This is a genomic window from Mycobacterium sp. MAC_080597_8934 (assembly GCF_000523975.1).
GTDB classification, from domain to species: Bacteria; Actinomycetota; Actinomycetes; order Mycobacteriales; family Mycobacteriaceae; genus Mycobacterium; species Mycobacterium avium.
In genome coordinates, this window is sequence record NZ_JAOS01000006.1 from 41,935 (window position 1) to 62,332 (window position 20,398).

At 68.3% G+C, this 20,398-nt stretch carries 20 protein-coding genes; 12 read left to right on the forward strand and 8 right to left on the reverse strand.

Features of this window, described 5'->3' with window-relative positions; genetic code table 11:
• Window position 1 precedes the first annotated feature (1 nt).
• From NF20_RS05410 to NF20_RS05425, 4 genes are all read left to right on the forward strand, one after another.
• On the forward strand, window positions 2-1,201 hold the full coding sequence (locus tag NF20_RS05410) for a CoA transferase (protein ID WP_003873178.1): 1,200 nt from the start codon (window positions 2-4) through the stop codon (window positions 1,199-1,201).
• 22 nt (window positions 1,202-1,223) lie between these two features.
• Window positions 1,224-2,417, forward strand: coding sequence for an acyl-CoA dehydrogenase family protein (locus NF20_RS05415; RefSeq protein WP_003873177.1), 1,194 nt, complete (start codon window positions 1,224-1,226; stop codon window positions 2,415-2,417).
• A gap of 6 nt (window positions 2,418-2,423) precedes the next feature.
• On the forward strand, window positions 2,424-3,116 hold the full coding sequence (locus NF20_RS05420) for a GntR family transcriptional regulator (RefSeq protein ID WP_011724231.1): 693 nt from the start codon (window positions 2,424-2,426) through the stop codon (window positions 3,114-3,116).
• Between the two features lie 74 nt (window positions 3,117-3,190).
• Window positions 3,191-3,553 (forward strand): hypothetical protein, encoded by a 363-nt coding sequence (locus NF20_RS05425; RefSeq protein ID WP_011724232.1) that lies wholly within the window; start codon window positions 3,191-3,193, stop codon window positions 3,551-3,553.
• On the opposite strand, the gene NF20_RS05430 is transcribed toward NF20_RS05425, so the two are convergent.
• The 6 genes from NF20_RS05430 to NF20_RS05455 form a co-directional block, all read right to left on the reverse strand.
• Complete coding sequence (locus tag NF20_RS05430) at window positions 3,529-5,085, reverse strand: class I adenylate-forming enzyme family protein (RefSeq protein ID WP_011724233.1); 1,557 nt, start codon at window positions 5,083-5,085, stop codon at window positions 3,529-3,531. The genes NF20_RS05425 and NF20_RS05430 overlap by 25 nt on opposite strands.
• Entirely contained in the window at window positions 5,078-6,652 is a 1,575-nt protein-coding gene (locus NF20_RS05435; protein WP_009975779.1) for a class I adenylate-forming enzyme family protein, read from the reverse strand. Before NF20_RS05435 ends, NF20_RS05430 begins: the two co-directional genes overlap by 8 nt.
• On the reverse strand, window positions 6,642-8,099 hold the full coding sequence (locus tag NF20_RS05440; RefSeq protein WP_011724235.1) for a class I adenylate-forming enzyme family protein: 1,458 nt from the start codon (window positions 8,097-8,099) through the stop codon (window positions 6,642-6,644). Before NF20_RS05440 ends, NF20_RS05435 begins: the two co-directional genes overlap by 11 nt.
• Window positions 8,099-8,905, reverse strand: a complete 807-nt coding sequence (locus NF20_RS05445; RefSeq protein ID WP_011724236.1) for an enoyl-CoA hydratase/isomerase family protein — start codon at window positions 8,903-8,905, stop codon at window positions 8,099-8,101. Before NF20_RS05445 ends, NF20_RS05440 begins: the two co-directional genes overlap by 1 nt.
• Window positions 8,896-9,708, reverse strand: a complete 813-nt coding sequence (locus tag NF20_RS05450) for an enoyl-CoA hydratase/isomerase family protein (RefSeq protein WP_003873171.1) — start codon at window positions 9,706-9,708, stop codon at window positions 8,896-8,898. Before NF20_RS05450 ends, NF20_RS05445 begins: the two co-directional genes overlap by 10 nt.
• A gap of 104 nt (window positions 9,709-9,812) precedes the next feature.
• Complete coding sequence (locus tag NF20_RS05455; protein WP_009975786.1) at window positions 9,813-10,634, reverse strand: enoyl-CoA hydratase/isomerase family protein; 822 nt, start codon at window positions 10,632-10,634, stop codon at window positions 9,813-9,815.
• A gap of 177 nt (window positions 10,635-10,811) precedes the next feature.
• Between NF20_RS05455 and NF20_RS05460 the strand changes: the two genes are divergently transcribed.
• Complete coding sequence (locus NF20_RS05460) at window positions 10,812-11,507, forward strand: hypothetical protein (protein WP_003873169.1); 696 nt, start codon at window positions 10,812-10,814, stop codon at window positions 11,505-11,507.
• Window positions 11,504-12,394, forward strand: coding sequence for an enoyl-CoA hydratase/isomerase family protein (locus NF20_RS05465; RefSeq protein ID WP_011724238.1), 891 nt, complete (start codon window positions 11,504-11,506; stop codon window positions 12,392-12,394). The genes NF20_RS05460 and NF20_RS05465 overlap by 4 nt, the downstream gene beginning before the upstream one ends.
• Before the next feature lie 19 nt (window positions 12,395-12,413).
• On the opposite strand, the gene NF20_RS05470 is transcribed toward NF20_RS05465, so the two are convergent.
• Window positions 12,414-13,217, reverse strand: a complete 804-nt coding sequence (locus NF20_RS05470) for a TetR/AcrR family transcriptional regulator (protein ID WP_009975791.1) — start codon at window positions 13,215-13,217, stop codon at window positions 12,414-12,416.
• A 180-nt stretch (window positions 13,218-13,397) separates the two neighbouring features.
• Here NF20_RS05470 and NF20_RS05475 point away from each other — a divergent pair, with 180 nt between their 5' ends.
• Together NF20_RS05475 and NF20_RS05480 are read left to right on the forward strand one after the other, a co-directional pair.
• The gene (locus NF20_RS05475) at window positions 13,398-14,195 is read left to right on the forward strand and encodes an SDR family NAD(P)-dependent oxidoreductase (protein WP_009975793.1); all 798 of its coding nucleotides are present in this window, start codon (window positions 13,398-13,400) and stop codon (window positions 14,193-14,195) included.
• 44 nt (window positions 14,196-14,239) lie between these two features.
• The gene (locus NF20_RS05480; RefSeq protein WP_011724239.1) at window positions 14,240-15,256 is read left to right on the forward strand and encodes a dihydrodipicolinate synthase family protein; all 1,017 of its coding nucleotides are present in this window, start codon (window positions 14,240-14,242) and stop codon (window positions 15,254-15,256) included.
• A 53-nt stretch (window positions 15,257-15,309) separates the two neighbouring features.
• On the opposite strand, the gene NF20_RS05485 is transcribed toward NF20_RS05480, so the two are convergent.
• Entirely contained in the window at window positions 15,310-15,552 is a 243-nt protein-coding gene (locus NF20_RS05485; protein ID WP_003873164.1) for a hypothetical protein, read from the reverse strand.
• A 311-nt stretch (window positions 15,553-15,863) separates the two neighbouring features.
• On the opposite strand from NF20_RS05485, the gene NF20_RS05490 reads away from it, so the two are divergent.
• Genes NF20_RS05490 through NF20_RS05505 form a run of 4 tightly spaced genes read left to right on the forward strand, consistent with a single transcriptional unit; the run spans window position 15,864 to window position 20,397 of the window.
• Window positions 15,864-16,688 carry an enoyl-CoA hydratase gene (locus tag NF20_RS05490; RefSeq protein ID WP_009975795.1) on the forward strand — a complete coding sequence of 275 codons (825 nt, stop codon included), beginning with the start codon at window positions 15,864-15,866 and terminating at the stop codon, window positions 16,686-16,688.
• 19 nt (window positions 16,689-16,707) lie between these two features.
• Complete coding sequence (locus tag NF20_RS05495; protein WP_003873162.1) at window positions 16,708-17,910, forward strand: amidohydrolase family protein; 1,203 nt, start codon at window positions 16,708-16,710, stop codon at window positions 17,908-17,910.
• 22 nt (window positions 17,911-17,932) lie between these two features.
• The gene (locus NF20_RS05500; protein ID WP_009975796.1) at window positions 17,933-19,570 is read left to right on the forward strand and encodes an acyl-CoA synthetase; all 1,638 of its coding nucleotides are present in this window, start codon (window positions 17,933-17,935) and stop codon (window positions 19,568-19,570) included.
• Complete coding sequence (locus tag NF20_RS05505) at window positions 19,567-20,397, forward strand: amidohydrolase family protein (RefSeq protein ID WP_009975797.1); 831 nt, start codon at window positions 19,567-19,569, stop codon at window positions 20,395-20,397. Before NF20_RS05500 ends, NF20_RS05505 begins: the two co-directional genes overlap by 4 nt.
• Window position 20,398 lies beyond the last annotated feature (1 nt).

Consider the following 20,398-nt stretch of genomic DNA (forward strand, 5'->3'; position numbering starts at 1 on the left):
GATGACCGATCCGCGGCTGCCCCTGCACGGCCTCAGCGTGGTGGAGGTGTCCAGCTTCGTCGCCGCGCCGTTGTGCGGCATGACGCTGAGTCAGCTCGGCGCGGAGGTGATCCGGGTCGACCCGATCGGCGGCGCTTCCGACGTGCAACGCTGGCCGCTGGCGGCGGACGGCACGTCGATCTATTGGACCGGGCTGAACAAGGGAAAGCGTTCGGCCACCATCGATTTGCGGTCCGCCGAGGGCCAACGGCTGGTGCAGCGACTGATCGTGGAGGGCGACGGCGTCGTCGTCACCAACGCGGCGGGCCTGTCCTGGCTGAGCCACGATGCGCTGGCGGCGCTGCGCGCCGACGTCATCCACGTCCAGCTACTCGGTCGCGGCGACGGCTCCACCGGCGTGGACTACACCGTCAACGCCGGCATCGGCTACCCGCTGGTCACCGGCCCGGCCGAGCACGCCGGCCCGATCAACCACGTGCTGCCGGCCTGGGACGTGTGCTGCGGACTGTATGCCGCGCTGTCCGTCGTCACCGCCGTCCACCGCCGCGAGCAGTCCGGGGCCGGCGCGCGGATCAGCCTGGCGCTGGAGGACGTCGCGCTGGCCACCGCGGCCAACCTGGGGTTGCTCACCGAGCCGCAAGTCGTCGGCACCCAGCGCGAACGGTTGGGCAACGCCATCTACGGCCAGTACGGGCAGGACTTCACCAGCCGCGACGGAGCCAGGTTCATGGTTGTCACGTTGACCGGTCGGCATTTTCGCGACCTGCTCGACGTGACGGGCACCGGCGCGGCGGTGTCGGCGCTCGCCGATGCGCTGGGTGTCGACTTCGGCTCCGAGGGCGAGCGCTACCGGTACCGCGACGTGCTCTCCGGTCTGTTCGCCACCTGGTTCGGCGATCACACCGCCGACGAAATCACCGCCGCGCTGTCGCACACCACCGTGCTCTTCGAGCGGTACCGCACCTTCGCCGAGGTCGCGGCGGGGCCGAAAGTCACTGCCAATCCGCTGTTTTCCCGATTGCACCAGCCCGGCCTGGGCGACTACTTCGCGCCCGGATTGCCGGCCGCGTTCGACGGCACCCATCCCGCCGGCGCGCCCGCCCCCGCCCTGGGGCAAGACACCGCCGAGGTCCTCGCGCGGCTGGGGCTCACCGCCGCGGACATCGAGCGGCTGGCCGACGCCAAGACCATCGCCTGCTGAGCAACCGAAGGGAACGCAGCACATGACCAGACTGGCCCAGACCCTCGGGTTGACCGAATTCCAGACCGAGATCATCGCCACCGTACGGCAATTCGTCGACAAGGAAGTCATTCCCCACGCCGCGGAACTGGAACGCGCCGACACCTACCCCCAGGACATCGTCGACCAGATGCGCGACATGGGGCTGTTCGGGCTGATGATCCCGCAGGAGTACGGCGGATTGGGCGAGTCGCTGCTGACCTACGCCCTGTGCGTGGAGGAGCTGGCCCGCGGCTGGATGAGCGTCTCCGGTGTGCTCAACACCCACTTCATCGTGGCCTACATGCTGCGCCAGCACGGCACCGACGAACAGAAGCAGCGCTTCCTGCCGCGGATGGCGGTCGGCGAGACCCGCGGCGCGTTCTCGATGTCGGAGCCGGAGCTGGGCTCCGATGTGGCCGCGATCCGGACCCGCGCCCGGCGCGATCCGGACGGCGGCTACACCATCGACGGCCAGAAGATGTGGCTCACCAACGGTGCCACCTCGACGCTGATCGCGGTGCTGGTGCGCACCGACGAGGGCTCGGACAAGCCGCACCGCAACCTGACCGCGTTCCTGGTCGAGAAGCCGGTCGGGTTCGGCGAAGTCGTTGCGGGCCTGCGGATTCCGGGGAAGATCGACAAGCTGGGCTACAAGGGCATCGAAACCACCGAGCTCATCTTCGACGGCTACCGGGCGGCCGCCGACGACATCCTCGGCGGCACGCCGGGGCAGGGCTTCTTCCAGATGATGGACGGCATCGAGGTGGGCCGGGTCAACGTCTCGGCCCGCGCGTGCGGTGTCGCGATCCGCGCCTTCGAGCTGGCGGTGCGCTACGCGCAACAACGCGAGACCTTCGGCAAGCCGATCGCCGAGCACCAGGCCATCGCGTTCCAACTGGCCGAGATGGCCACCAAAGTCGAAGCGGCACACCTGATGATGGTCAACGCCGCACGTCTGAAGGACTCGGGGGAGCGCAACGACGTCGCCGCCGGAATGGCCAAATACCTGGCCAGCGAATACTGCGCCGAAGTGACCCAGCAGAGTTTCCGGATCCACGGCGGCTACGGCTATTCCAAGGAGTACGAGATCGAGCGGCTGATGCGCGACGCGCCGTTTTTGCTCATCGGCGAGGGCACCAGCGAGATCCAGAAGAACATCATCAGTAAGCGGCTGCTCGCCGAATACCGGGTGTAGGCAACGATGAGCGTTCCGGATTTCGCGGCCCGACCGCAACTTTCCGACGACGTCGCGCATCTGATCCGCGGCCGGATCTTTGACGGCAGTTACGCCGCCGGCTCCTATGTGCGGCTGGATCAGCTGGCCGCCGAACTCGGGATCAGCGTCACACCGGTGCGTGAAGCGCTGTTCGCGCTGCGCGCCGAGGGCCTGATCAGCCAGCAGCCCCGGCGCGGCTTCGTTGTGCTGCCGGTCACCCGGCGCGACGTCACCGACGTGGCGAACGTGCAGGCGCACGTCGGCGGTGAGCTGGCCGCGCGTGCGGCGGTCAACATCACCGACGACCAGCTGCGCGAGCTCAAACAGATCCAGGCGCAGCTGGAGGACGCCTACGCCGGCGACGAGCACGAGCGCACTGTCCGGCTGAACCACGAATTCCACCGGGCCATCAACATCGCCGCCGACTCACCCAAACTGGCGCAGCTGATGTCCCAAATCACCCGCTACGCACCGGAATCGGTGTTCCCTGCGATCCAGGGCTGGCCCGAGCAGTCGATGAAGGACCACCGGCGCATCTTGTCCGCGCTGAAAAAGCGGGACGACAAGCTGGCCCGTGCGGCGATGTCGGAGCACCTGGCCGCCGGTGCGGTTCCGCTGATCGATCACCTGGTCGCCCGCGGTGTGGTGGTCGACGGCGGCGGGCCGGACCCCGGTTGACGCGAGTGTTGTCTTTGTCGACGCGTGCGGCATACGCTGCGACCTAAGGGGGCAACAGAACGGAGCGAGGAAGAATGTCCCCGACGCTTCGCGCATCGGCGGTGCTCGTTGTCTGTGTCGCGGCGATTGCGCTCGCGGCCCCGGCCTTCGCCGACCCGATGGACCCCATTCCCGGCACCGGTGTTTTCGTGGTGGGCCCCGACATCGCCCCGGGCCTCTACCACACGGGCGGCTCGGGCTCGGCCTTCGGGGTCTGGATCAACAATGTGCCGACCCAGGACTCGATGTGTTCGTGGTTCACCTACAGCACGGCGGACGCGAACAAAGAGCATGTGCTGCAGACGAATACCTCGATCGGCCCGATGTATGCGAACATCAACTCCGCGGTCAAGGCGTTCGAGTCGCAGAACTGTCAACCCTGGACACGGGTTTCCTGACGCCGGTCGGCGTCGGCGAGCAGCTCGCGCAGCCGGCGCACGTCGACCTTGCCGGTGACCCCGCGCGGCAGGTCGTCGTCGGATCGCAGCACCAGCCACACACTGGGAACCTTGAAGGAGCTCAACAGGTTTCGCGCGGCGGCGCGCAGTTGTGCGGCGGTCAACTCACGGCACACCACCGCCGCGCCCACCCGGTCACCCGTGGCGCCCGGCACATTGGTGACGACGGCGCCGTCCACCCCGTCGATGGTGCGTAGCGCGCGCTCGACCTCGCTCGGGTAGACGGTGGCGCCGCTGACCTTGAACATGTCGTCGGCGCGCCCGTGGTAGAACAAAAACCCCGCGTCGTCGAGATGACCCAGGTCGCCGGTGGGGTAGAAGCCGTCGACGGTGAACAACTCTTCGCGGCTGCGGCCACACATGCCGCGCAGCGTGTGCGGTCCCCGGATCTGGATGATGCCGGCGGTCCCGGCCCCGACCGGCGCGCCGGTGTCGGGGTCGACGATGCGGACTTCCATGCCGTCGAACGGCTTTCCGCAGCTGCCCCGCGCCGAAACGGGCATGTCGGTGTCGGCGGGGTAACCGCTGTACGGGCCGAACGCCTCGGTCATGCCGAAAAGTGTGGCCCGGGCGCCCGGTCGGGCGCGCTGTTCGGGCGGCAGCAGGGCTTGCAGGCTTCCGGGCCGCAGCGCCGAGAGGTCGGCGCCGACGGTGCCGGCATGCCTGGCCAGGGTCTCGGCCTGGTCCGGCCAGCCCCGAAACAGCGTGACCCGTTCGCTTTCCAGCAATCGCAGGGTGGTCTCCGGTCGAGGGATTTCCTCGGTCACCAGGGTGGCGCCGGCCAGCAGCGCGGACAGTATTCCGCTGCCGAAACCGCCCACCCAGAAGAACGGCATCGGCAGATACAGACGGGAGTCGGCGTCGATGCAGCGGGCCGCGAGGCCGGATTGCACCGCGCCCAGCGCGCTGCCGTGCGAGTGCCAGACGCCCTTGGGCGTTCCGCTGCTTCCCGAGGTGAACATGATCACCAGCGGGTCCGCGGGGGTGACGGTTTGGGTCATGGCATCGACGATCTGGCCGGCCCGCGCGCCGGCCGCGGCGGCGTCGAGCTGTTCGGTCGGCCAAACCTGTTGCAGCGCTGGCAGTTCGGAACGCACCGCCGCGACGTCGTCGAGGTAGCGGTGACCGCGGAATTCGTCCACGCTCACCAAGAACTGCACGGCGGCGACCCGCAACTGCGCGACGAGTTCACCGGCTCGCAGCAGCGTGCTCAGCGGTACCAGGACGGCGCCGATGCGGGTCAGGGCGATGGCGATCAGCACCCAACGGGTGTTGTTGGGCATGATCAATCCCACCCGGGTGCCCTTGCCGACGCCGGCCTGCACGAACACCGCGGCGAGTTCCCTTGTGGCGGTGTCGAGTTGGTCATAGGTGATGCGGTAACCCGGGTCGATCACCATCGGCTTGCCGCCGAACTCGGCGGCGCGCGACCTGACCAGGCGATCGATGGTGGGTGTGCTCGCCTCAGGCATCGAACAGCTTCCTCAGTTGCCGCAGGTCGACCTTACCGCTGGACAGCAGTGGGACGTCGGCGCGGCGCAGGGAAGCGAACCGCCGGGGGATCTTGTACGCCGACAGTTCGGATTTGAGTCGTTCGCGCAGCGCGTCCGGATCGAGGGCGGCCCGGTCATCCGGCCACACCACCGCGGCGGCGACCAGCTGGCCGCGCCGGGCATCGGGAATCCCGACCACGTAGGCGGTCGCGCCGCCGGTGACCGCCGCGATCGCCTTTTCGACCTCGACCGCCGAGACGTTGGCGCCCGCGGTCTTGATCATCGCGCCCAGCCGCCCGGCGAAATAGAAGTATCCGTCGGCGTCGGCGCGCACCAGATCGCCGGTGTGGAACCAGCCGTCGGGGTCGAAACACTCTTCCCGGCTCCGTTTGTGGTACCGCTGCATCAGATACGGCCCGCGGATGCACAGTTCGCCCACCTCACCCACCGCGACGGCGGCCCCGGTGTCGGGGTCGAGGATCCTCGCCTCGAACCCGGGCGCGGGTTTGCCGAACGAGCCGCGCCGGTGCTCGGGCTGGTCGGCTTCGTCGTCGCCGATCAGCACCACCCCGCCGGCCTCGGTCATGCCCAGCATGTTGTGCCGCAGTTCGGGGTCGGCGGGCCGCGCCTCGACCGCCATGATCGGATACAGGTTCCCCCGCCGCATCGACGACAGATCGCGGTCGGCAAAGCTCGGGTGCTCGGCCAGGTGGGCGATCCCCGCGCTGAAACCGTTGGTCATGGTGGGCTTTTCGGCTTCCAGCAGGTCCAGAGTCGCCCCGGCGTCGGTGGCGTTGGAGCATATCAGCGTCGATCCGGCCACCAGTGTGGCCAGCAGTCCGAAGGCGAACCCGCCGATCCAGAAGAACGGTGAATTGCAGAACAATCGGTCGTCGGCCGTCAAACCCCGGATTCCGTTGAGGTTGCGCTGGTGTTCCAGCAGCGCACCGTGGGTGTGCACCACCCCCTTGGGGGTGCTGGTCGACCCGGAGGTGTACACGATGGCCAGCGGATCGCACGCCTGCACGTCGTCCTCCATCGCGGCCAGCAGTGCCGGGTCGATGCCGCCGCCCGGGGCGCCCACCGTCTGCGGGGCGAACAGCACCCGGCGCAATTGCGGCGCCGCGGTGCAAAACAACCGGCGGCCGGGATCGAAGTCGGTCTCCGACACCGCCTCGGACAAGCGCCGCGCATAGTCGTGCGAGCGAAAGGAGCGGGCGCTCAACAGGATCTCGACGTCGCTGTCGAGAAGCTGCTCGCGCAGCTCGCGCACGGTGACGAACGTCGAGAACGGCACCACCACGGCGCCGATCCGGGCCGCCGCCAGCATCGCGACGACGAACCGCGCACCGTTCGGGTGGAGCAGCCCGACATGCGTTCCCTTGCCGGCGCCAAGGGCGATCAGCCCCCGGGCGAGTTCGGCCGATCGGACGTCGGCCTCGGCGTAGCTGATCCGTTCGGCGTCGCAGATCAGCAGCGGGTGGTCGCCGCGCCACCGCGCCTGGTGCCGCAACGTCGCGCCGACCGTCGCGAAATCACCGGGCATGGTCGCGCAGTACCGTCGGCCGCTCGGCGAAGTAGCCGCGGACCGCGGCCAGGTCGGCCTTGCCGGACGGGGTTCGGGGCAGGGCGTCGACGATCGCGATCTCGGTGGGAATCTCGTAGCGCGCCAAGCGCTCTCGCAGATGCTCGACCAGTGCGTCGGTCGTCGACGGCGCGCGGAGTTCGACCATGGCCACCGGCGTCTCTCCCAGTCGTGGGTCGGGCCGGGCGACGACGGCCGCACCGGCGACCGCGGGGTGGCTTTCCAGCGCGGCGCGCACGTCGTCGGGCATCACCTTGAACCCGCCGCGAATGATCGCTTGGTCGGCGCGCCCGACGATCCAGACAAACCCGTCGGCGTCGATGCGCGCCATGTCGGTGGTGCGCAGCCAGTCCGCGTCGGGCCCCAGCTGCCCGGGCTTGACCTCCATCAGCCCGATTTCGTCCGGCCCCAGCGGTGTTCCGTCCTCGGCGACCACCCGCAGCGCCGCGCCCGGGTTGGCCCGGCCGACACTGCCCCGTTTGACCCGCCAGTACCGCCGGTGATCGGCGAGGGTCCAGCCCGCCACGCCGCCACCGAATTCCGTTGCCGCATAAGAGGTCAGCACCGGGATGCCGTACTTCTCGGTGAACGCGTCGGCGTCATCGGCCGACAGCGGCGCGGTGCCGCACGTGACGACCTGGATGCTTTCCAGATCGGCGCGCGGCAGGTCGGAGTGCAGCACCGTGCGCAGCGCGGCGGGCACCAGCGACACCGCGCGGGGCCGGTGCCTGCGCACGGCGGCGGCCCAGGCGTTCAGCTCGAAGCGTTCCAGCAACACGAATGGCCTTGCGTCGGCGATGCATTGCAGCACGCGGAACACCCCGCCGATGTGCACCAGCGGAGAGTTCACGATGGCGACGCCGCGCCGCGGTTCGGTGGGCGCCGGTGCGGTGCCCGGCTCGACGCCCAGCACGCTGCGCGCCAGCATGTCGTAGCCCAGGTCGATTCGCTTCGGTGGGCCGGTGGTGCCGCTGGTCAACATGCGCACCGCCACACTGCGCGGCGCGGCGGCGGGCGGGGCGGCCGGCCCCGGCGGGTCGGCGAGGCGCGAGATCGGCATCGTCGGGGTGTCGTCGGTCACCAGGGCGGCCAGATCGTCGGGCTCGCCGATGATCAGGGGCAGCCGCAGCCGCGCCAGGTCGGCCCTGGTGCGCTCGTCGCCGCGGGACGGGTTGACCACCACGACCGTTCCGCCGCCCAGCAGCACGCCCAGGAACGCCGCCACCTGCCAGGGCCGGTTGCGTAGCAGCATCCCCACCTCGGTGCCGGTGGTGCGAGCGGCCACCTGTCGCGCCGTCGCGCCCAGCTGTGCCCAGGAAAACCATTGGCCGCCATACTCGATGGCGCGGCCGTGCGGCTCGAGGTCGAGCACGTCGGCGATGCGCTGGACAAGGGGATGACGCGGCATCAGCGGATCTTCGGTGTGCGTGCCGCGCCGCGTGCACCGGCGTCCCGGCCGGCGGCCAGCTCGGCGGTGCCCAGCGGATTGCCCAGCCGGGTGTAGATGAGGCCCTGCTCCATCGCCGCGCGATACGGCTTGTCCAGTGATTCCCAGATCGCCTTCACCGTGCCCGCGGTCGCGGTCGGGGGCTTGGCGGCGATGGTCGCCGCGATCTCGTGGGCCCGGTCCCAGAGCCGTTCGGCGGGAACCACTTCCGTCACCAGGCCGATCCGCAGCGCGGTGTCCGCCCCGACCCGTTCGTCGTTGCCCATCAGTGCGATCCGCAACGTCTCGCCGAGCCCGATGCGACGCATCAGGCCGACCGGTTCCAGGGCACAGACCAGGCCGGCCGACACATGCGAATCGAAAAAGGTGGCGTCCTGCGAGCAGATGACCACGTCGGACTCGTTGACGAAGTAGAACGCGCCCGCGGTGCACATGCCCTGGACCGCGCACACCACCGGCTTCCACATCTTCTGCCACTTCGGGCTCAGAGCTTCGCCGGGATCCTCGTGGTTCCAGATGTTTTCGGGCTGACCGTACGGCGTCTTGATGTCCAGCCCGGCGCTGAACGCCCGGTCGCCGGCGGCCCGCAACACCACCGCGTGCACCGCGTCGTCGAGCTTGACCAGGCGCCACGCCTGAGCCATCTCGGCACACATGGCGCGGTTGAACGCGTTGAGCTGCTCGGGCCGATTCAGCGTGATGGTGGCGACGTGGTCGGTGGCGTCCACCTCGAGCAGGATGGTGTCGAACTGCGCGCTCATCGGCATTGCCAATTCGGTTGGCGCTTTTCCACGAAGGCCCTCGGTCCTTCGGCCGCGTCCTCGGTTCGCAACACCCGCTCGCGGAAGGTCTCGGCGAGGATCTCCGCCTCGTGCAGCGGCACGTTCAGGCCCTTGAGGATGGCCAGCCGGGTGCCCCGAACGGCCAGCGGCGCATTGGAATTGACGATGTCGGCGATCTCGTGCGCCCGCTCCAGCAGCCGGTCGTGCTCGACGATCTCGCTGATCAGCCCGAGCTCGTAGGCGCGCTGTGCGCTCATCCGCTCGTGCTTGCCCATCAACGCCATCCGCAGCGCGATCGAGCGGGGCAGCACCCGCGACACCCGGACCAATTCGCGGCCGGCCACCAGGCCGATGCTGACGTGCGGGTCGAAGAAGGTGGCCTGCTCGGACGCGATCACGATGTCGGTCGTCGTGACCCAATCCATGCCCGCGCCGCAACAGATTCCGTTCACCGCGGTCAGCACCGGCTTGGCCATGGTGCGAAACGGCGGCGTCCCTTCCTGCGGGGCCTCCCATTGGTCGTAGGTCGACAGGTACGGCCGCTCGTAGATCACCTTGCCGTCTTCAGGGATCTCCTTGACGTCGGCGCCCGAGCAGAACGCGCGGCCGGTGCCGGTGACGACGAGCAGCCACACCCTGTCGTCGTTCTCCGCCTCGTGGTAGGCGGCCCGCAGTTCGGTGATCATGTGCGGGCTGAGCGCGTTGAGGGCGTCCGGGCGGTTCAGGGTGATGGTCGCGGTGTGCCCGTCGACCTCGTACTTGATCGTGTCGAACGAATCAACGGGCATGAGTCATCCCTTCGTATCCCGGCGCCACCGAGCGTGGGCCGTATGTACGGGTGGGCGCCGCTTTTCGTGCATGGCGCCCACGCTCGACGCCCCGGCGCCTGTAGTCAGCGGCCACGGAAATCCGGGTCCCGTCGCTGCCGGAACGCCTCCAGGCCTTCCTTGAAATCACTTGTTCGGCAAGATAATTCCAGATTGAACAACTCCTGGGTCAGCGACTGGCTCAGCGTTGCGTGCTGACCGAAGCTCAGCGCCTGCTTGGCCAGGCCGAGCGCGGCGGTCGGCCCGGCGGCCAGCCGGCCCACCAACTCCTCGGCGGCGTCGTCGAGTTCGGCGCCGCCGACCGCCCGGTGGATCAACCCCCAGTCGGCCGCGTCGCGCCCGCCGACCTTCTCGCCCAGCAGCAGCATTCGCCGCGCCCGCGCCAGGCCGACCAGCCGGGCCAACAACCAGGTGGATCCCGAGTCGGGGCTGAATCCTCGCTCGACGAAAGGCTCCCAGAACACCGCGTCGGCGGCGGCGACGGTGAAGTCGGCGGCCAGCGCCAGATTGCAGCCGAACCCCACCGCCCAGCCGCGGACACTGCACACCACCGGCAGCTGGATGCCGGCGACGAGCTCGATCACCCGGTGCGCGGCGTGGGGGATGCGGCGCACCAGATCACCGGCGCGCGGGCGGGGCCCGCCCGGATCGTTGACGGCCACCCAGTCGGCGCCGGCGCAGAAGTCGTCCCCGGCGCCGACGATGTGGACGACGCGCAGCGAATCGTCGGAGGCCGCGGCGGTCAACGCATCGACCAGTGTGGCGATCATCAACTGCGTCAACGCATTACGCCGCGACGGGCGATCGAGCGTGAGGCGCAGCACCGCACCCTGGCGGTGCACCGCCACCGAACCCTCGGCTGCGGCCGCGTCGGCCCCCTGACTCACCGTCGAATCCGGCCTTTCTTCACCGATACGGTTACCCATACAGTAGGCAATACGATTGATACGCTGTATAAGTTAGCAAGGATACGCTGCCTGCGAAACAACCCCGGTGAAAGCCGGTGACAGCGCGACCCGCGCGGGCGGCGACGCACAGCGAAGCGACGAGGAGGAGCGGCGCCGATGACGATCGAGGAGGGGCAGGCCGCACCCGCGTCGGCGCCCGGCGGTGACGCCCGGTTCGGCGAGGCGCCGCTTGCCCAGACGGTGGCCGCGGCCGCCGCCATCCGGCGGCTCAGCTCGCTGCTGGTGTCCCTCGAACATCCGCACCCGGCGGTGGACGCCATGCTGGCGAAGTTCACCGAGTGGGAGAGCGAACTGTCGGCCGCGGCACCGGCGGACAATGCGCCGCGCATCGGGGAGATGCCTGATGACCCGCGGCGGGTCTATCTGAACCACGCCACCGACATCGGTGCCTACAACCCGTGTTTCCCCGAGTACCGGTTCACCGGGCTGGATGCCGAAAAGGCAACGGGGCGTGTGGACTTCCCGCTGGTCTACGAAGGGCCGCCGGGGCTGGTGCACGGCGGATTCCTGGCCGTGTTCTTCGACTGCGTTATCCAGCACCATAATTGCGTCACCGGCCGGTCCGGGAAGACCCGCTCCCTGGCCGTGACGTTCCGCCGGCCGACGCCGGTGCTGACCGAGTTGGCATTCGACATCACTCGGTCGCAGGGCGAACGGGGCATCACCTCGACCGCACGGCTGTTGCTCGGCGACGACGTGCTGTGCACCGGCGAGGTCAACACGTTGGCGTCGCGCCCGGATCAGCTCGCCGGGTCGCGATTCGGCCGGCGCCGAAAGGAGTCCGACACATGACCGCCTCGAGCACCTCCGACGATCGCGTGCTCTTCGACGTCGACGCCGAGCACCGCATCGCGACGATCACGCTGAACAATGCCAAGCAGCGCAACTCCTACGACGCCGCCATGCGCGAGGCCATCGCCCGCTGCCTGGATCGCGTCGCCGAGGACGACGACCTCACCGTCGTGCTGCTGCGCGGGGCCGAGGGGGTCTTTTCCACCGGGGCCGACATGAACAACGCCTACGGCTGGTACGGCACGTCACGCAACGCGGACGAGTCCACCCGGCGCCGCCCCAGCCAGCGTCGGCGACTCACGGTGGACCGCAAGTCTTTTGGCTTCTACCACAATTTCATGGGCTTCCCGAAGGTGACGGTCGGCGAGATCGCCGGCTACGCGCTCGGCGGCGGCTTCGAGATGGCGCTGATGACCGACATCTCGGTGATCGCGCGGGACACCAAGATCGGCATGCCGGCCACCCGCTTCCTGGGCCCCGCGCTCGGCAGCCTGCACATGTTCTTCCACCGGCTGGGGCCGGTGCTGGCTCGGCGCCTACTGCTGACCGGCGACATCATCGACGCCGGGCAGGTCGAACACCTCGGAATCTTCACCGACACCTGCGATCCCGCTGCGGTGACGGCCCGGGCGCGCTACTGGGCCGAGAAGGCGGCGAAGATGCCCGCCGACGGGGTGGTGATCGCCAAGGAGGCCTTCCGGCTGGTCGAGCAGAGCCAGGCGTATCAGGGCGAGGAGGTCGCCAGCTATCTGTTCCATGCCTTCGGCACCAACCTGCAATTCGCCCCGGGGGAGTTCAACTTCGTCAAGACCCGCGCCGAGCACGGCGCCAAGGAAGCGTTCCGGCTTCGCGACGAGCACTTCCACGTGCCGGAACCCGAGGCGTGACAAGCCTTTTCGGGAACGGTCAGCGATTCGCCGGCGCCTTGGTGCGGCCCCGCGCGGCCGACGACTTGGCGGGCTTGCGCTGCCGCGACGGCCCGGCCTTAGCGCCCTTACCCTCCTCGATCAGCCGGCTGGCGTGGTCGAGGATGCAGGTCAGGCCGTACTCGAAATTGGTTTCGTCGGGCGCCCCGATGCGATGACCGATCCGGGTCACTTGAGCCAGCAGCGGGGTCTTTTCCGGATCGATGGCAACGGCGTCCTCGATGGCGCGCGGCCCGACGTCGGACGACTGATTCTTTTCGTAGAGCCGTTGCAGCACCACCGAACCGCGCACGTGAACGGAGATCGCCGAGTAGGTGTCGAACGCGTCCTCCGGTGACAGGCCGGCCTGCACCAGATTGGCCACCGCTTTTTCCATCTCCTGGGCCCCCAGCCGCGCCGCCTTGGGGCTCAGCGCCGCCCGAATCAGAATCAGGTCGCACAGAATGGGGTTGCCCATGAACGTCTTACGCATCAAACGGGCGTGATTTCGCAACGTCTCGCGCCAGTCGCTGGCTTCGACGTAAGGGGTGGCGAACACGTACTTGCTCAGCGCGCGGTCGGTCATGGCGTTGAGCAGGTCGTCCTTCTTGCGGAAGTACCAGTAGATGCTCGTCACACCGACACCGAGATGTTTGCCCAGCAGCGGCATGCTCAGGTTGTCGATCGACACCTGCTCCGCGAGTTCGAAAGCGCCGGTGATGATGTCATCGGGATTGATGGACCCGCGCTCGCGTCGTTGGCGCTTGTCGGCGGTTGCCTGTTTTGCCACTACGGGCACCTCCATCAAAATCTGTTCCGTGCATGCGGTCCGGCGGCGGCGCAGCCGGTAAACTCGAATTTACCGGTTCCTCGGTTCTGACCTGCGTATACGCTTACGTGTCGCAATTTCCCTCTGCTACTGTAATACCTATCGTAGGCTTTTTGGTAAATCGGCTGGACAGGCGAAAATGACCAGGCTAGAGCAATGGATCTAGGGCTGGCCAATGCCGCCGCGGTGGTGGTCGGCGGCAGCCGCGGGATGGGGTTGGCGACGGCGCGCTGCCTGGCCGATGAGGGCGCGCGGGTCGCGGTGATCGGCCGCAGCCGCGACGCCCTCGACTCGGCGGTGACCGATCTCACCCGACGCGGCAGCCCGGACGCGCTCGGGCTGGTCGCCGACATCGGCGACGACGCCGCGGTGGGCCAGGCGTTCGGCGAGCTCGCGCGGCGCTGGGACGGCGAACTCAATGCTCTGGTGATCACGGTGGGGCCGGGCGCGGCCGGCACGTTCGAGGACCTGACCGACGAGCAGTGGCGCCAGGCCGTCGAGGACGGGGTGCTGGGCATGGTGCGCTGTGTCCGTGCGGCACTTCCGCTGCTGCGCAAGGCGCAATGGGCGCGGATCGTCAACTTCTCGGCGCATTCGACGCAGCGTCAAAGCGTGCTGCTGCCCGCCTACACCGCGGCCAAATCGATGCTGACGAGTGTTTCCAAGAACCTGTCCCTGCTGCTGGCCAAGGACGAGATCCTGGTCAACGTGATCTCGCCGGGCAGCATCGCGTCGGAATCGCTGGTGGGCTGGGCGAATTCGGTGGGCGTCGACGGGCGCGACCCGTACGCCCTGATGGAGGCGATCGGCAAGCATTTCGGTCATCCCGCGCACATGCCGCGCGCCGGCCTGCCGGAGGAGATCGGACCGGTCGCGGCGTTCCTGGCCTCACGACGCAACTCCTACATGACGGGCGCCAACATCAACGTCGACGGCGGTTCGGACTTCACCTGAACCGGCGGTGAAAGAAAACGATTGGCAGACAAAAGGAGTCGACTGTGGCTACGGCAGCAGACGCGCGCACCTGGGCGCGCGGCGCATTGCGGGGGATCGGTGACTCCCTCTACACCCCGTTCTGCGGACCGGACGGCGACGACATCGACTGGGACGCCTACCGGGAACTGGTGCGCTACTGCGTCGGCGATCTCGGCCACCCGATGTTGTGGTGCACCAGCGGCATCGCCGAGTTCTGGGCCCTGACCCTCGATGAGCGAAAACGCCTGCTGGAAGTGGCAATCGAAGAAGGACGCGCCGCGAATCCCGACGTGGTGATCCAGGCCTGCACGGCGGCCATGTCGGCGAAGGACTGCGTGGAGTTGACGCTGCACGCCCAGCAGGTGGGCGCCGACATCGCCTACATCCAGACGCCGATGATGGAGGCCCACGGCGGCGAAGGCGTGTTGCGCTTCTTCGAGTATGTGGCGGCGCGCACCGACATCGCCCTGGGCATGTTCAACTCGCCGTCGTCGGGCTACGTGCTGACGCCGGCCGAAAGCGCCCGGATCTATCACGAGGTTCCCGCGGTGTGCGCCACCAAGGAAGGCGCCTTCCGGCCGGGGGCCAGCCGGCTGCTGCACGAGCTGGCACCCGGCCTGGTGCTCTGGGAATGCGACAAGACGGTGTACCGCGCCGGGTGGCTGCGCGACGGGATCGTGTGCCCGGCGCAGCTGGGTACCGCCGGCTACCTGTTCGAGACCCCGCAGCGCCGATTGTTCTCCGAATATTGGGATTTGGTGCAGAGCGGCAAGCTCATCGAGGCGATGGACTACGGCCGGGAATCCGGGTTGGACCAGTTCGACCTGGACGTCGGTTCGTGGTGGACCTGCTACCCGGGCAGGGCCGATTACTTCACCCACTGGGGCGGGGCGTTCAAGTACGCCGCCTCGCTGCTGGGGCTGCCGACCGGCGCCTACCCGCACTCGCGTCCCCCGCAGGCCGAGCTGCCCGCCGAGGCCAAGGCCCAGATCGAGAACGCCTACCAGCGGCTGGGCCTCCTGGCAACGGCGTTGCGGTAGAAGCGGTTACACGGAAACGGGCCCGGTCGTCGACCGGGCCCGCCTCGCGTCACTCACTGTTGCTGTTCGGCCCGTTCGCGCTGCTCGTAGGCCTTGGCCTTGCCCCGGGCCTTCTCGGCGGCGGCTTCCTTCTTGCCGGCGCTGCGCTGAGCATCCGCCTTGTCCTGCTGGGCCTTGCCCTGCTCGATCAGGCCGTTGTGGCCGATGATGATGCCGATGACCTGCTTGGCCCTGCCCAGCACGTCGTCGACGATGCCCTGCACCAGCTCGACCGGGCCGCTCTTGACGTCAACCATTGCGTCTCCTTCCCCCATGATGGTCGGTTCTTTCCACGGACGTTCCCGTCGTCCCGCCGGGGGCAAACATGGCGCCGGCGTGGCCCTCGCCACAACGACTGCGCTCCGCGCGGCCGGGCCGTCAGCACCCGGCGGTACCCACGGCAGCCACGTGGCCGGCGCGGCAGGCGGCGCGGCGAAAATCGCAGATTAGTCCCGGTTCACGCGCGCCATACCGCAGTTGTGGAATGCGCTACCGATAGGTATACAGTATGGGTACAAACTTGCCTGCCGGGTCAGCCCTGCCGGGTCAGCTGTGAGGGGACGCCTTGATGAGTGCCGCCGACCATGTGGTCACCGACGAGGCGGTGCTGTACCAGACCACGGAAACCGGCGTTGCGGTCGTGACGTTCAACCGGCCCGAGCGGCTCAACGCCTGGGGACCCGACATCTCGAGCGGCTTCTACGCGTGCATCGACCGCGCCGAGGCGGACCCCGCGGTCCGGGTGATCGTGTTGACGGGCGCCGGTCGGGGGTTCTGCGCGGGCGCCAACCTGGGCGGCGCGGGATCCATCGATGCGAAGCTGGGCGACGGCGACACCGACGTCACCGCGTTGGTCGGCGATCGCCATCCCCACTTCCTGACCGCACTGCGCAAACCGATCATCGCCGCGATCAACGGCGCCTGCGTCGGCATCGGGCTGACCCACGCCCTGATGTGCGACGTGCGGTTCGCGGCCGCCGGCGCCAAGTTCGCCACCGCGTTCACCCGCCGGGGACTGATCGCCGAGTACGGCATCACCTGGATCCTGCCGCGGCTGGCCGGCTGGGGCGCGGCGATGGACCTGCTGTTGAGCGGGCGCACCTTCTTCGCCGAGGAGGCCGCAAAACTCGGGCTGGTCAACGAGATCGTCGCACCCGACGAGCTGATGGCCCGCGCCCTGACCTACGCCGACGACATCGCCCGCAACTGTTCGCCGGCGTCGCTGGCGGTGATCAAGCGGCAGGCCTACGACGACGCGCTGCGCGACGTCGTCGACGTCAGCGCCCGCGCCGAAACCCTCATGCACGAGTCGCTGCAGCGCCCCGACGTCATCGAGGGCATCACCAGCTTCCTGGAGAAGCGGCCGCCGCGGTTCCCACCCCTGGCCACCTGACCCGCCGGAAAGGATCATCATGACCGCCCTGAACTATCGCGTGATCGACGTCGACAACCACTATTACGAGCCGCTGGACTCGTTCACCCGCCACCTCGACAAGAAGTTCAAACGCCGCGGCGTCCAGATGCTCAGCGACGGCAAGCGCACCTGGGCGGTGATCGGCGACCGGGTCAACCACTTCATCCCCAACCCCACCTTCGACCCGATCATCGTGCCGGGCTGCCTGGACCTGTTGTTCCGCGGCGAGATCCCCGACGGCGTCGACCCGGCGTCGCTGATGAAGGTCGAGCGGCTGGCCGATCACCCCGAGTACCAGAACCGCGACGCCCGGATCGCGGTGATGGACGAGCAGGACATCGAGACGGCGTTCATGTTGCCGACGTTCGGTTGCGGGGTCGAGGAGGCGCTCAAGCACGACATCGAGGCGACGATGGCGTCCGTGCACGCGTTCAACCTGTGGCTCGACGAGGACTGGGGCTTCGACCGGCCCGATCACCGGATCATCGCCGCGCCCATCGTCTCGCTGGCCGATCCGACCAGGGCGGTCGAAGAGGTCGACTTCGTGCTGGCCCGCGGCGCCAAGCTGGTGCTGGTGCGCCCGGCGCCGGTGCCCGGCCTGGTCAAGCCGCGGTCGCTGGGCGATCGCAGCCACGACCCGGTGTGGGCCCGGCTGGCCGAAGCCGGGGTGCCGGTGGGATTTCACCTGTCCGACAGCGGCTATCTGCACATCGCGGCGGCCTGGGGCGGCAAGTCGACGTTCGAGGGCTTCGGCGCGAAGGACCCGCTGGATCAGGTGCTGCTCGACGACCGGGCGATCCACGACACGATGGCCTCGATGATCGTGCACGGCGTGTTCACCCGGCACCCCAAACTCAAGGCGGTCAGCATCGAAAACGGTTCGTACTTCGTGCATCGGCTGATCAAGCGGCTGAAGAAGGCGGCCAACACCCAGCCCCAGTACTTCCCCGAGGACCCGGTGGAACAGCTGCGCAACAACGTGTGGATCGCCCCCTACTACGAGGACGACCTGCCGGAGCTGGCGCGGGTCATCGGCGTCGACAAGATCCTGTTCGGTTCCGACTGGCCGCACGGCGAAGGCCTCGCATCGCCGGTGTCGTTCACCGCGGAACTGAAGGGATTCAGCGAGTCCGACATTCGAAAGATCATGCGGGACAACGCCCTCGATCTGCTCGGCGTGCAAGTTGGCTCGGCCGCCTGAGTATCCGGAACCGACGACGCCCGTGAGCGAATGGACCATAGGGGCGGTTCTCGACGAAATCGCCGACGTCATCCCCGACCGCACGATGACGGTGTGCGGCGACCGCCGCAGCACGTTCGCCGAGTCGGCGGACCGCACCCGCCGGTTGGCGAACTTCCTGTCCGGCAACGGATTGGGCGTGCACCGGGAACGCGCGGTCCTGCAGAACTGGGAGTGCGGGCAGGACCGGGTCGCCCTGGTCATGCACAACGATCTGTACCCGGACATGGTCGTCGGCTGCCTCAAGGCGCGCACCGTGCCGGTGAACGTCAACTACCACTACACGCCGCGTGAGGTCGGTGAGCTCTTCGACTACCTGAGACCGCGGGCGGTCATCTACCACCGCGGGCTGGGGCCGAAGTTCGCCGACGTCCTCGGCCGCGGCGACGTCGACCTGCTCATCGCGGTCGACGACGGCAGCGAGGCCCCGCAACTGCCGGGCGCGGTGTCGCTAAATGATGCTCTGGCCCAAGGCGATACCGGTCACCCGGTGCCGGGATCGCCTGACGATCTGCTGATGATCTGCACCGGCGGGACGACGGGCCGGCCCAAGGGGGTGCTGTGGCGCCAGTCCGACATCTACGTGTCGTCGATGGTGGGGGCGGATCACGCCTGCGCTCAGGAGATCCGCGACAAGGTCAGCGGCGCCGCCGGGGCGCCGTGGTTCGCCGTCTCGCCGCTGATGCACGCGGCCGGCATGTGGACGGCGTTCGCGGCGATCATGTCGGGGACCACCGTGGTGCTCTACGACACCGGCAAGAAGCTCGACCCGCGATCGGTGTGGGAGACCGCCCAGCGTGAGCGGGTCGGGATGATGACCATGGTCGGCGACGCCTACGCGGCACCGCTGGTCGCCGAATTGCGGCGCGGCTCATATGATTTGTCGTCGCTGTACGCCATCGGCACCGGGGGAGCGGCAACCAACGCCAAATACCAGCAGGCCCTGCTGGAGCTGCTTCCCCACATCACTCTCATCAACGGTTACGGGTCGTCGGAGACCGGCAACATGGGATTCGGCCACAGCCGAACCGGCACCCGAACCGACACCTTCACACTGCGCGAGGGTGGGCTGGTGCTCGCCGAGGACTACAGCCGCTTCCTTTCCCCCGGCGAGCCGCAGCTGGGCTGGGTCGCCCGCGAGGGACGAATCCCGTTGGGGTACTTCGACGATCCCGACGCCACCCGCAAGACCTTTCCGGTGATCGACGGCAAACAAGTGGTGATCTCCGGAGACCGCGCCGCCCTGGAACCCGACGGAACACTGCGGTTGTTCGGGCGGGACTCGCTGGTGGTCAACACCGGTGGGGAGAAGGTCTTCGTCGAGGAGGTCGAGGAGGTGCTGCGCGCCCACCCGGCCGTCGCCGACGCGCTGGTGGTCGGGCGGCCCAGCGGGCGTTGGGGCGAGGAAATCGTCGCGCTGGTGGAACTTCGTGCCGGAACCGGTGCCGCCGCCGACGAGTTGCACGCGCACTGCACGTCGCGGCTGGCGCGGTTCAAGGCGCCCAAGGAATTTCTGTTCGTCGCTGCGGTTCAGCGCCTGGGCAACGGTAAGGCGGATTACCGTTGGGCCAAACGTCACGCTGTCACCGAAGCTAGCGAGAAGGCGCCGATGTCGACATGAAAGCAATCGATTGTCTGGTCAACGTGCACTTCGGCGAGACCGAGAAGCAGCCGACGTGGATGCTCAAGGTGCGCGACGACTACTTCAAGGGACCGGCGTCGATGTTCGCGCCCGTCGAGTTGTCCGAGCTGATCGACGAGATGGACGCCCAGGGGGTGCGCAAAGCCATCCTGATGGACAACCTGGCCAAGCCGTCGGTGACCGCGCGCAAGTTCGTCGAGGACAAGCCCGAGCGTTTCGCCCTGGCGATGGGTGGGGTGAACCTGCTGCGGCCGATCCCGTCCCTGCGCGAGCTCGGCGCCGTCGTCGCCGACCTGCCCGTCGCGTATGCCGCTGTAGGACCGAGCTTTTGGGGGGATGGCCAGTATCCGCCCAGCGACGCCGTCTACTATCCGCTCTACACCAAGTGCGCCGAGCTCGAGCTGCCGCTGTGCGTCAACACCGGCATTCCCGGGCCCCCGATCCCGGGGGAGGTGCAGAATCCGATCCACCTCGACCGGGTCTGCGTGCGCTTCCCGGAACTCAAGCTGTGCATGATCCACGGCGCGGACCCTTGGTGGGACGTCGCCATCAGGCTGTTGCTCAAATACGCCAACCTGCGCCTGATGACGTCGGCCTGGTCGCCAAAGCGGTTGCCGGAGAGCCTGTTGCACTACATGCGTACCCGCGGGCAGGACAAGGTCATCTTCGCGTCCGACTGGCCGGTGCTCAAAATGCATCGCGTCGTCCCCGAGGCGGCCGGGTTGGATCTGCCCGCCGACGTGCTGGAAAACTACCTCTACAACAACGCGCACGAATTCTTCTTCGGTGGCCACAAGGAAGGCTGAG